This is a genomic window from Orbus sasakiae, from assembly GCF_039542345.1.
GTDB lineage: Bacteria > Pseudomonadota > Gammaproteobacteria > Enterobacterales > Orbaceae > Orbus > Orbus sasakiae.
This window is the reverse complement of sequence record NZ_BAABHY010000001.1, coordinates 1,677,875-1,690,267: the sequence shown is the minus strand read 5'-3', so window position 1 is coordinate 1,690,267 and position 12,393 is coordinate 1,677,875. Positions and strand designations below refer to the sequence as shown.

Below are 12,393 nucleotides of genomic sequence, written 5' to 3'. Positions count from 1 at the left end.
GGTATCAAAAAATCAGAAAACTGATATTGAACAATTTTTGATGTATTTATACCATACAAATATTCTAAATTGTTACCAGTAACATTATTGATGAATATTAAAAAAAAAGGTAATTGAGCTATGACTAAATTAAGAACAGCATTAGTAGGTTGTGGTAAAGTTGGGCATTTTCATGCTAAAGCATTTGCCCGTTTAGCGCAGTCAGAATTTACAGCCGTGTGTGACGCCAATTTATCGAGAGCACAAGAGTTTGCCAAACAATATGGGGTAAAAGCTTATGACAATGTTGAAATGATGATTCGCGATGCAAAAATTGATATGTTAAGTGTTTGTACACCACATCCTATTCACGCCGCAATTGCAGTCCCTGCCGCCAAAATGGGATGCCATGTGTTGATCGAAAAACCACTAGCCTCAAATTTAGCAGATTGTGATGCAATTTTGGCTGCAGCTAAGCAGGGTGACGCTAAAGTTGGGACTGTTTGTCAACGTCGTTTCTATCGTCCTTGTATGAGAATGAAAAAAGCCATTGATGACGGCAAAATAGGTAAACCGATTATAGGTACTGTCACCATGCTTGGTTGGCGCGATAAAGCATATTATGAAAGTGATCCATGGCGAGGTACATGGCAAGGTGAAGGTGGCGGGGTTTTAGTAAATCAAGCTCCTCATCAATTGGATCTTTTACTTTGGTATATGGGAGAAATCGATGAAGTCTATGGTGTCTGGAAAAATTTGAATCATCCTTATATCGAAGTTGAAGATACTGCTGTTGTGATTGTTAAATTTAAAAATGGCGGTATAGGTAATATTTTAGTGAGTAATTCTCAAAATCCAGCGCTTTACGGCAAAGTGCATATTCATGGTGAAAATGGTGCTTCAATTGGTGTTCAAACGGATGGCGGAGCAATGTTTATTGCTGGCGTATCATCTATTACTGAACCACCCTACAATGATATTTGGACTGTTGATGGTGAAGCCAGTCATCTTGATGCATGGAAAACGCAAGATAGCGAATTCTTCAATAGCGTAGATTCAATGTACTATTACCATCAGTTACAAATTGAAGATTTTCTAAATTCATTAACGGGTCAGGGCCCAACATTGATTGATGGTGATGCAGGGAGAAGAACGGTCGAGTTAATTGAAGCAATATATCGCAGTACTAAAGAAAATAAAGTTATTAAGTTTCCATTAGTCTAAGGGATTGCTCATGAAAATCGGATATAACGAAGCAACAGCAATGAATTGTTCTAGTTTAGAACAAGATTTGATTTTATGTGAAGAAAACGGTTTTGACTATATCGAAATACGCCTTGATATGTTACATGATTATTTAAAACAACATACTGTGGATGACTTAGTTCGATTTTTCAAAACACATCGTATAAAGCCTCATGCGCTCAATGCACTCTATACATTCCCTGACTATTTTGATGGTGCTAATAGCCAGCAAGAACAAGCATTAACACACGAATTTATTTGGGGTTGTCAAATCGCTCAGCAAATTGGCTGTGAATATTTTATTATCGTCCCCCCCTTGCAGCGAGATCCTAATGGTGGTCCTTTTATTGGCTCTTGGGCTAATAATTGTCGCAATGCGGTGAGAATTCTTAACCATTTAGCGGATATCGCGAAGCCATATGATATAAAACTGTGCTTTGAGTTAGTCGGATTTGACCGTAGCTCAGTCAGAACCGTTGAACAAGCATGGGAAGTTGTCACGAAAGTGAATAAAGATAATGTTGGCTTAGTATTAGACTCATATAATCTTTATTTGTATCAACGCTTAAACGATTTTTCAGTCATTAAACATGTTGATGTGAATAAAATTTTTGCCGTGCATATTAACAATGGCGATGATGCACCAGATCATCAACTCTCTCAAGCATTACGACGTTTTTGTGATCACGGTGTTGTAAATTTAAACAGTTTTTTAACTAATCTAAAAGAAATGGGGTATCAAGGGATGGTTTCTATTGAGACATTCCGCCCTGAATATTGGCAAAAAACGCCGCAATGGGTTATTGCGCAAGCTTATAAAACAACTAAACAAATTATGGTTGATTGTGGTGTTTTCCATGATGAATCAAAACGCATTGATGCGTAATTTATTGATAGGGTAAAAATATGAAAGCAACAAAATCCAGATATTTTGTATTAGTACTACTTTTTATCGTTACGGCAATTAACTACATGGATAGGGCAAACTTATCGGTCGCAGGTACTAGCGTACAAGCTGAATTCAATTTATCAGCGGGTCAATTAGGTCTACTATTTTCGATGTTTACTTGGGCATATGTGATAAGTCAGATTCCGGTTGGGTACATTTTAGACCGAGTTGGTGTAAGAAAATTATATGGTGGCGCAATTATTGTATGGAGTATCTTTACTTTACTGATTGGTCTTGCGTCACACAATATTTTTACAACAGCCTCGTCTTCCTTTCTGTTTTTACTTGTTTGTCGAGCCTTAATCGGTGTTGCTGAAGCGCCATCTTTCCCGGCAAATACAAAAATCATATCAACCTGGTTCCCAACTCAAGAGCGCGCAAGTGCTACCGCAATGTATGGGTGTGCTCAATATATTGGTTTAGCATTTTTAACCCCTGTATTAGCATTTATTGTTGCTAACTATGGGTGGGAAATGTCATTTTATGCATCAGGTGGTGTGGGGATTATTTTTGGTATTTATTGGCTAATTCGATACCGTGATCCATTAGATAGCAAAAAAACGAATCAACTTGAAATTGATTACATCAAGCAAGGCGGTGGGCTTGGTCAAAGTGTAAAAGTTAAACAAAAAGTGGAATGGTTTGAAATCAGCCATGTACTTAAACAGCGCAATTTTTTAGGATTATGTATAGCTCAATTTGCATTAAACTCAACGCTGTACTTTTTCCTGACTTGGTTTATCGTGTATCTCGAAAAAGGGTTAAACTTATCCATTTCAAAAGCGGGTTTTGGTGCAATGTTCCCTTATATGATGGCAATGATAGGGTTACTATGCAGTGGGTTTGTCAGCGATGGTTTAATGAAATCAGGTAAAAGTCGTACATTTTCACGTAAGTTACCATCAATCTTAGGTTTAACTTTTGCCGGAACCATGTGTTTAGCTAATTTCTTTGAAGGTCAACCAGTAATTGCCATTGCTATCCTTTCATTTGCTTTCTTTGCTAATGCATTTGCCAATATTGGTTGGGTATTATTAAGTGATATTGTACCTGCAAAAGTGATGGGAACTATCGGTGGCTTTTTTAATATTTCAGGTAACGCTGCGGGTATTGTAACACCCATTGTAATGGGATTAATTTTACAATATACCGATAGTTTTGCTTATGCGATGTATTATATTTCCGCAGTATCATTAATTGGTGCTTTAGCACATATTTTTGTTATTAAAAAACTTGATACAATTGAATTACCAACTACTAAATCTTAGTTTTTAATCATGATAATCACTCTCTTCAACGTATTATTCGTTGGAGAGAGTGACAGTCTTCAATAAAAATGATCGAAAATGTTTTGGACGATTACCCTTTAATCCCATTTTATTGATTAACTATTCGTTGTGTTATCAGCGTATTGCGCCTAAAATAGCAAAAAAAGCAGGTGGAATACTATGGAACAAATCATTAACCAACTACATACAATTCAAGATTTTATCCGATGGGCAGCATCTATGTTCAATCGTGCGGATATCTACTATGGTCATGGCAGTGATAATGCGATTGATGAAGCAAAACAGTTAGTACTACCCAGTTTAGATTTACCGTTAACAATCCCAAGTGAGTTTTATGCGGCTAATTTAACACTAGAAGAAAAACACCTTATTATCGAGAATGTATTAGCCAGAACACAGCAACATATCCCAACCCCTTACTTGACGAATCGAGCCTGGTTTTGTGGGCATCAGTTTTATGTGGATGAACGCGTATTGATTCCTCGTTCACCAATTGGTGAATTAATTCAGCAGCATTTAGATGGTATTATTGATTTTGAGCCGCGTAACATTTTGGATTTATGCACAGGGAGTGGCTGTATCGGTATAGCATGTGCTTATGAATATCCGGATGCAGAAGTGGATGTTGCTGATATTTCGGCTGATGCATTGGAAGTCGCGCAAACGAATATCGAAGCTCATCAACTTTCACACCGTGTACTACCAATCCTGTCTGATTTATTTAATGATTTACCTGATGTGCAATATGATGTGATTATTACTAATCCACCTTATGTTGATGAAGAAGATATGGATGATCTGCCATTAGAATTTAAAACAGAGCCAGAACTGGCCTTGGCTGCCGGTAATGATGGTTTGGATATTGTGAAACGTATTTTAAAAGAAGCAGCCGATCATTTATCCAAATTTGGTGTGTTAATTTGTGAAGTTGGTAACAGTAGTGTTGCTTTACAACAGCAATATCCACAAGTTCCATTTAAATGGATTGAGTTTAAACATGGTGGTGATGGGGTATTTATGTTAACGAAAAAACAACTCATCGAATTTAGTGATATCTTTTAACGATATAAAAAGAAAAGGTTTATTATGGCTGGTAATACGATTGGATCGCTTTTTAAAGTCACCACTTTTGGTGAGTCACACGGACTTGCATTAGGCTGTATTGTTGATGGTGTTCCTCCAGGACTTGAACTATGTGAAGAGGATTTACAAAAAGATTTAGATCGCCGCAAACCAGGCTCATCTCGTTATACGACACAGCGGCGTGAAGCTGATGAGGTTAAAATTTTATCCGGTGTTTTTGAGGGTAAAACAACAGGGACGAGTATTGGTCTACTGATAGAAAATACAGATCAGCGTTCACAAGATTATAGCAGAATTAAAGATATTTTTCGTCCAAGCCATGCCGATTATACTTACCAGCAAAAATATGGTATTCGTGACTATCGTGGTGGCGGTCGTGCTTCAGCACGAGAAACCGCGATGCGTGTAGCTGCAGGGAGTATTGCTAAAAAATATTTACACGAAAAATTAGGGATCTCTATTCGTGCTTATTTAGCACAAATGGGCGATGTTCACTGTGAATTAAAAGATTGGCAACAAGTTTCGCAAAATCCGTTTTTTTGCGGTGATGAATCTAAGTTAGAAGCCTTGGATGAATTATTACGATCATTAAGAAAAGCAGGGGATTCAGTTGGCGCTAAAATAACGATATTAGCTGAAAATGTACCAGTTGGTCTTGGTGAACCCGTATTTGATCGTCTAGACGCCGACCTTGCTCATGCATTAATGAGTATTAATGCTGTAAAAGGTGTTGAAATTGGTGACGGTTTTGCTGTAGTGAATAAACGAGGCAGTCAAAATAGAGATGAAATCACTGCACAAGGGTTTTTATCTAATCATGCAGGTGGAATTTTAGGTGGTATTAGTTCTGGTCAAACGATAAAAGCTAATATTGCATTAAAAGCGACGCCGAGTATAGAAATTGCTGGGCAATCAATTGATATTCACGGCAATACTCTTGAAGTATCAACTCACGGACGACATGACCCTTGTGTCGGGATTCGTGCAGTACCGATTGCTGAAGCAATGACTGCCATTGTATTAATGGATCATTATTTACGCAACCGTGCACAATGTGCAGATGTTAACCAACTTAATTATTTCAAATAAACATTATGGAAAATGCAAGATTCACTGGTTTTATATTAGCGATTGCTATTGCAATTATTTTTTTTATTATGGTTATGCTTGATAAACATTACTTTAATAGTCGAGTTGCTAATTTTTTGCTGAATTATAAAGTGAGATGGATCATTATTGGTGGATTTTTTATGGTCCTCATTTTTTTTAATATGTTTAGATAAATTCGCATTCATTCTTTGGGATTAAAATGGCTATCTCGATCAGTTACGAATTACTTGCACTCCTTTTTGCTGTTGCACTGCTCGCTGGTTTTATTGACTCGATTGCTGGCGGTGGTGGCCTATTAACAGTCCCTGCATTACTGGCGGTTGGTATCGCCCCTCAGGCTGCTTTAGCAACCAATAAATTACAAAGTTGTGGCGGATCGTTTTCAGCTAGCTTGTATTTTATTCGCAGACGCATGGTTAATTTAAGCGATATAAAATTATCCATATTATTAGCATTTGCTGGTTCAGCATTCGGGACGTTGCTGGTCCTTCATATTCAAGCTGATTTTCTTCGTATCTTATTACCTATTTTGACGATTAGTGTCGGTCTTTATTTTCTTTTTTGTCCTAAAATTGGTGAAGATGATCGTAAAAGACGTTTATCAGAAACTCAATTTGCTATTTTAGCTGCAATGGTAATTGGTTTTTATGATGGTTTTTTTGGCCCTGGTGCGGGATCTTTTTACGCACTAGCCTATGTCACTCTTGCTGGTTTTAGTTTAACCAAGGCTACGGCTCATACGAAAGTGCTAAATTTCACGTCAAATATTGCCGGATTATTGTTTTTTATCTTTAGTGGGCAAGTGATTTGGATTGTAGGCTTAGTGATGTTGGTTGGACAAGTTATTGGCGCTCGAATTGGTGCTCGAATGGTCATCTCAAAAGGTAAAAAACTGATTAGACCAATGTTGATTATTGTTTCAACCGTTATGAGTATTAAACTTATTTGGGAAAATTTCTTTTAAGTGCTTAATAAAAATATATATTATTACCACTCATTTAATGAAGTGATAATCCTCATTGAATAATGATTTAGCTATAATTAGATGAATATCAAAAAATAGCCATCATATTCAAATAGTTATATAGTTTTTCACGATCAATTTAATATTAAATAATAGGAAAAAATTATCAAACAGATCTGATTGATCGAATTAAACAATTGGAATCCACTCTGATCATTATATATCCTATATAAGGACAAATTTTCGCTAATTTGTGCCAATTAAATCAAATAACAATATAATAATTAATGATGAAAAAAATGGCTAAAACAATAAATAAAAAAGAGTTCATTATCAGTGTTTTTACACTTTTTCTTCCTATAACACTATTTGCTAATACTAAAAATATTGGTATCACCGAAGACCAAGTTATTGGTCATGCCCCTCAACTAATTGAAAATGCGGATAAATATTTAAGTTTTAGTTATGATGGCAAATACTTTTATAGTGAACTCGGTAATCATTCTGTTCTTGATAACTACTTACCTACTTTAAAATTTAATGATTTTACAACTCAAGCTTTATCGGATGACGTGTATTTTGATCTCGATGGTGATTTAAAAGCCGATATTAATGCAATTACCACTCAATCAATGATGCTTTCTTGGAAGGATAGTACTGGAAAGCCAATAGATAGTGATGATATGGATAAAACGCTTGGTTGCGATGATTTAGCTGGGCCTTATGAATTAACTATCACAGCAAATAATATCCACATTAAATCAAAATATGGGAATCCGTCTAGTAACACGGTAGCAATTTTAAACAAAGCGTACACCATTAATGTCGGGCCAGGGGTCTGTGGTATCAAGCCGAACAATTTAGATTGGTATGATGGTCAGACGTTTAACAAAAATAGTGGAAATACGGCTCCAACGATGAATGGAGGGGGGTACACTGCTGATTTTGATCCTATTCATGGTTTTAAATATCAACCTACGCTTTCTGCTCAAACTTTTCCAACTATCGGTTATCCAGATGCTCGATTTATTTATGATATGTCTGGTGGGGCAACACAATATACTTGGTCAATTATCAGCAATCCCGGAAACGCGGTCACTCTTGACAGTACGAAAGGTGAAGTGATATTAATCAGTAAGCCATCAGGGCCAATTGTTATTCGCGCATCGCATATTGAAAGTGGCAAAGACTTTGATTACAGTTTTACGATTAATAAATGGATAGTTCCTCTTGGCAGTGATGTTTCTTTCCGTGAGGCAGCAGAATATTGTCGTTATTACCAAAAAATCAAGTTAGGTATTGATGGTCCCTCAGTTACCTCTGATGAGATTGCTTCTACTTATTTACCAGAGCGCAGTATTTTTACTAATTCACCTCAAACTTCTGCCGATGAAAATTGGGATGGTAACTATAATGTGGGTACCCGAGCAATAGATGGGTCTCTTTTTGCTGAATGGGGAAATGTCGCAGAGAATTATGCTTATGGTCAATGGAGTTGGTCAACGTATTTTACCGCAGGTCAGTGGAAACCTAATTATTTTTATACCGTAGCCGTGTCGAGTGGATCGATTATTCCAAATAGTTTTAGCCATCCAACTATGTCAAAACAAAATGTAGCGTGTTTGTTATAAGAATTATAATTTACCATAATATGGTGATTCACTGAGTTACCATATTATATTCTTCTCATCATGATCGTAGAGTTATTTTTATAATATGTCGGATGTACTTTATTTCTTTGTTATATTCACTAACAACTTGACTAACAACTCAGATTCAGACAGATAATGACTTATTGTTGCAATGGTGAAATATACTTGGCAAATTGTTGTTACATGGTATTGATAGCCAGTTCACTAATGAGCAATAGTAAAAAACGTTGAAAATAACCTAGTAAATAGCTAGGTTATTCTTTATTATATGTGCATATTTTCATGGATCGATTTCATTTAATGACTTAAAATTTCTGTTAAGAAATTGAGTAACATATCATTGATTACACCTGTTTTTATCTAATTATTAACTAAAGCTGTGAGGAGCAAAGATGTTTACTAAACAAATGACAATAGCCGAGTATGACAAAGATCTATGGGATGCCATTCAAGGTGAAAATAAACGCCAAGAAGATCATATCGAATTAATCGCTTCAGAAAATTATACTAGCCCCCGCGTTATGCAAGCACAAGGCTCACAGCTTACAAATAAATATGCTGAAGGCTATCCTGGTAAACGCTATTATGGTGGTTGTGAATATGTTGATATTGTTGAACAACTCGCTATAGACCGTGCAAAAGCCCTGTTTGGTGCGGATTATGCGAATGTGCAACCGCATTCAGGTTCACAAGCAAACTTTGCTGTCTATACGGCACTTTTAAATCCTGGCGATACCGTACTTGGTATGAATTTGTCAGAAGGTGGACATTTAACTCACGGCTCACCTGTCAATTTCTCTGGTAAACTTTATCATATTGCTGCTTATGGTGTCGATGAGACGGGTCATATTGATTATGATGATGTGGCAAGAATTGCTAAAGAAACGAAACCTAAAATGATTATTGGTGGTTTCTCTGCCTATTCAGGTGTGGTTGATTGGAAAAAAATGCGTGAAATTGCCGATAGCGTTGGCGCATATTTATTTGTTGATATGGCACATGTTGCGGGTTTAATTGCTGCGGGTGTTTATCCTAATCCATTACCTCATGCTCATGTTGTCACAACAACAACGCATAAAACATTAGGCGGTCCACGTGGCGGATTGATTTTAGCCCATGGTGGTAGTGATGAATTATATAAAAAATTAAATTCTGCCGTATTCCCAGGCGCCCAAGGTGGCCCATTAATGCATGTTATTGCTGGTAAGGCCGTTGCTTTAAAAGAAGCGATGGAACCTGCTTATAAAGCGTATCAAGAACAAGTTATTAAAAATGCCAAAGCCATGGTTGAAGAAATTTTAAAACGTGGTTACAAAGTGGTATCAGGTGAAACACAAAACCATTTATTTCTGATTGATTTAGTGAATAAAAATATTACTGGAAAAGATGCCGATGCAGCACTAGGCCGTGCGAATATTACCGTGAATAAAAACAGTGTTCCTAAAGATCCACAAAGCCCATTTGTCACTTCTGGTATCCGTTTGGGTACTCCCGCGATTACGCGTCGCGGATTTAAAGAACAAGATGCAAGACAATTAGCAAATTGGATCTGTGATATTCTCGATAATCTGGATGATGAAGCAACGATTGAAAAAGTCAAAGCTCAAGTACTAGAAATCTGTCGTCGTTTACCGGTTTACGAGAAATAATGACTGCTTTTAGTTAAAACATTAAGTGCGCCTAATTGGCGCATTTTTTTGATCTCATATCGATGAATTGACTATCGCATAAAAATAACTTTTTGGCTATGATACGCAAAATAAATCCGCTTATGGCTAAAATTATAAGGATGATATTATGCAAAATGTTTATCGAAAATTCATGACAGTGATTACCATTGCAGGCTTAATCTGCTCATTTCATTTTGTGAGTTTAGCGAATCAACCTCATTTTGAACAATCTTTGCAAGACAATAATTCGTTATTTGATGATAGTACAATTATGGGCACAGTCTATAATGATCGTAATCAAAATGGTATACAAGATGAAGGCGAAGAAGGCATTGGTGGTGTTAGGCTGGTCACCGCAACAGGGCAAATTATTATTACCGATCAGCATGGTCGTTATTCATTAGCGGCAATAGCTGGAGGTCTGAGTGAAAGAGGGATCAATTTTATCATTAAGCTTGATAAAGATAGTTTACCTGAACCGTATCAATTAATCAGTAGCCAAACACAAACAGTACGCTTATCGGCTGGCATTCCACAAAAAATCGATTTTCGCGTCATTGAAAAGTAGATATTTATCTCATTGTTCAACGGAAATACAAATAAGGCTTGGCTAATTGTGCCGGGTCTTTTTTGTTTATTGTTTCATATATGTAATATTTCATGCCTATTTATTATTTAAATAAACTTGACAAATACCAATAAGTGCTGTATATTTAAACAGTATTTTGAGTGGAGTTAAGCTTAAAATATACAATCTAAAAAAAATAATAATAAAGGAAAATTGAATATGTTAAATAATAAAAAACCAGAACTTATCATTCCAACTGGTGGTGCATTTGTTTTAGATGAAAGTTATCAAGGTAGTGCGATTCAAATTGGTGGTACAAAGCCTAATGTATCTTGGGATTTAAATACCTATTTATACATTAAACTAGCTGGTTATGCTGACACTAAATATCAAAATAAATATGTTAAAGTCACGGTTCCAGCAGATCAAAAAGTGGTTTTATTTACCACATTAGCAAGTGTTTCTTTTGATCAAAATAATCAAATTGAAGATCTTAACTTACCTTTACAAGGTTTTGCATTAGATGCTTTAGATGAGCCAAAAGGTTTACGTACCGAGTCAAGTGATGCAATTGATATTTCAATCAGCTACAATAAAACTGATGGCTGGTCACGTATGACAAGTCTTGCAGAACAACAATCATTAGGTAGCTTAACGATTGAAATTGTTGATCAACCATTCCCCACTTTCGTTAAATATTTAGTTGAAAACGGTAATATCTAAGTTTTGAATTCAAATCCTCCATTTTGGAGGATTTTTTGTTTCACTAATTTAACTTAAACTGAATTTTATTCTCTTGAACATTATCTTTGTTATATTGAAACAAATATTACTAAATTTCGAATAGATTAAATTTTATGTGTGATTAGACAGAGATATCTATTGCTTGTTATAGTATTACCAATAATACTATCAATAAGGCATGGATTTATGAGCCAAGAAATTGAACTTAAATTCGAAATTGATGCATCGACAATAGCCCCTTTATCGAATTTTTTAAACACACACTATATTGATCACGCTGAGACCCTGCAATTAACTAACACGTATTACGATAGTCATGCGAGTATTTTACGTCAAATAGCGTCAAGTATTCGCATTCGCGGTACTGCACGCTTAGGTCAAACGGCGCAATATGAAATAACCGTAAAATCTGCTGGCTCTGCTGTTGCAGGGTTGCATGCTCGGCAGGAAATAAATGTCAGTTTACCTAATGACCAGCTCAATCTGACTGTACTACCACCAAACACATTTCCTCCGCATATTCATATCATTGATTTAGCATCACAACTTATCCCACAGTTTACGACAAATTTTGAACGCCGGACTTGGCTTATCACCTATGCAAATAGTGTTATTGAAATTGCTTTAGATCAAGGTCAAATTACAGATTCGAAAAACTATTTACCTATTTTGGAAATTGAATTGGAATTGAAATCTGGCAGTCAGCTTGATTTAGTCCTCTTCGCACTTGAATTAAGCCAGTTTAATATCCATTTATTTTCTCAAAGTAAAGCGGCTCGGGGTTATCGTTTGATCAATAATGGGCAATTAAAAAAAATAGATATTAGGGCGAATTCGGATAGTGTATCACTTTCAGAACTACCACAATGGTTAGATTATTGGCAGACAAATGAAGAATATGCACTTGCTAATAATGACCCAATATTATACCAAACTGTATTAGATGCAGTAGCGGTCTATTTGAAACACATTTTAGCAGTACTAAATCATCAATATTCACCACAACTCAATGAGAGTTACCACAATTGGAACCAGCAACGCCAGCATTTTGATAGCATAAAAAAATTTGCTTATAGTGAATTAAATACCAAACTAAAATTATATTTAATTTTATTAACCTTTTCATGATGATATAAATGG

General features: G+C 35.9%; 11 protein-coding genes. All 11 read left to right on the top strand.

Annotation, left to right across the window (positions count from 1 at the left end; all coding sequences use genetic code 11):
* Positions 1-120: 120 nt before the first annotated feature.
* The 11 genes from ABEA36_RS07405 (at position 121) to ABEA36_RS07355 (ending at position 12,381) form a co-directional block, all read left to right on the top strand.
* On the top strand, positions 121-1,203 hold the full coding sequence (locus tag ABEA36_RS07405; protein ID WP_345490429.1) for a Gfo/Idh/MocA family protein: 1,083 nt from the start codon (positions 121-123) through the stop codon (positions 1,201-1,203).
* A 10-nt stretch (positions 1,204-1,213) separates the two neighbouring features.
* Positions 1,214-2,110 (top strand): sugar phosphate isomerase/epimerase family protein, encoded by an 897-nt coding sequence (locus ABEA36_RS07400; RefSeq protein ID WP_345490427.1) that lies wholly within the window; start codon positions 1,214-1,216, stop codon positions 2,108-2,110.
* Positions 2,111-2,130: 20 nt separating this feature from the next.
* Positions 2,131-3,441: an MFS transporter gene (locus ABEA36_RS07395; RefSeq protein ID WP_345490425.1), complete on the top strand. Its 1,311-nt coding sequence runs from the start codon at positions 2,131-2,133 to the stop codon at positions 3,439-3,441.
* A 180-nt stretch (positions 3,442-3,621) separates the two neighbouring features.
* Positions 3,622-4,524 carry a 50S ribosomal protein L3 N(5)-glutamine methyltransferase gene (prmB, locus tag ABEA36_RS07390; protein ID WP_345490423.1) on the top strand — a complete coding sequence of 301 codons (903 nt, stop codon included), beginning with the start codon at positions 3,622-3,624 and terminating at the stop codon, positions 4,522-4,524.
* A 24-nt stretch (positions 4,525-4,548) separates the two neighbouring features.
* Entirely contained in the window at positions 4,549-5,634 is a 1,086-nt protein-coding gene (aroC, locus tag ABEA36_RS07385; RefSeq protein ID WP_345490421.1) for a chorismate synthase, read from the top strand.
* Positions 5,635-5,854: 220 nt separating this feature from the next.
* Complete coding sequence (locus tag ABEA36_RS07380; RefSeq protein ID WP_345490419.1) at positions 5,855-6,619, top strand: TSUP family transporter; 765 nt, start codon at positions 5,855-5,857, stop codon at positions 6,617-6,619.
* A 299-nt stretch (positions 6,620-6,918) separates the two neighbouring features.
* Complete coding sequence (locus ABEA36_RS07375; protein ID WP_345490418.1) at positions 6,919-8,250, top strand: hypothetical protein; 1,332 nt, start codon at positions 6,919-6,921, stop codon at positions 8,248-8,250.
* Between the two features lie 413 nt (positions 8,251-8,663).
* Entirely contained in the window at positions 8,664-9,920 is a 1,257-nt protein-coding gene (glyA, locus tag ABEA36_RS07370) for a serine hydroxymethyltransferase (protein ID WP_345490417.1), read from the top strand.
* Between the two features lie 148 nt (positions 9,921-10,068).
* Positions 10,069-10,509, top strand: coding sequence for an SdrD B-like domain-containing protein (locus ABEA36_RS07365; RefSeq protein ID WP_345490416.1), 441 nt, complete (start codon positions 10,069-10,071; stop codon positions 10,507-10,509).
* 219 nt (positions 10,510-10,728) lie between these two features.
* On the top strand, positions 10,729-11,232 hold the full coding sequence (locus ABEA36_RS07360) for a hypothetical protein (RefSeq protein ID WP_345490414.1): 504 nt from the start codon (positions 10,729-10,731) through the stop codon (positions 11,230-11,232).
* 207 nt (positions 11,233-11,439) lie between these two features.
* Positions 11,440-12,381 carry a CYTH domain-containing protein gene (locus ABEA36_RS07355; protein WP_345490412.1) on the top strand — a complete coding sequence of 314 codons (942 nt, stop codon included), beginning with the start codon at positions 11,440-11,442 and terminating at the stop codon, positions 12,379-12,381.
* The last annotated feature ends 12 nt before the right edge of the window (positions 12,382-12,393 follow it).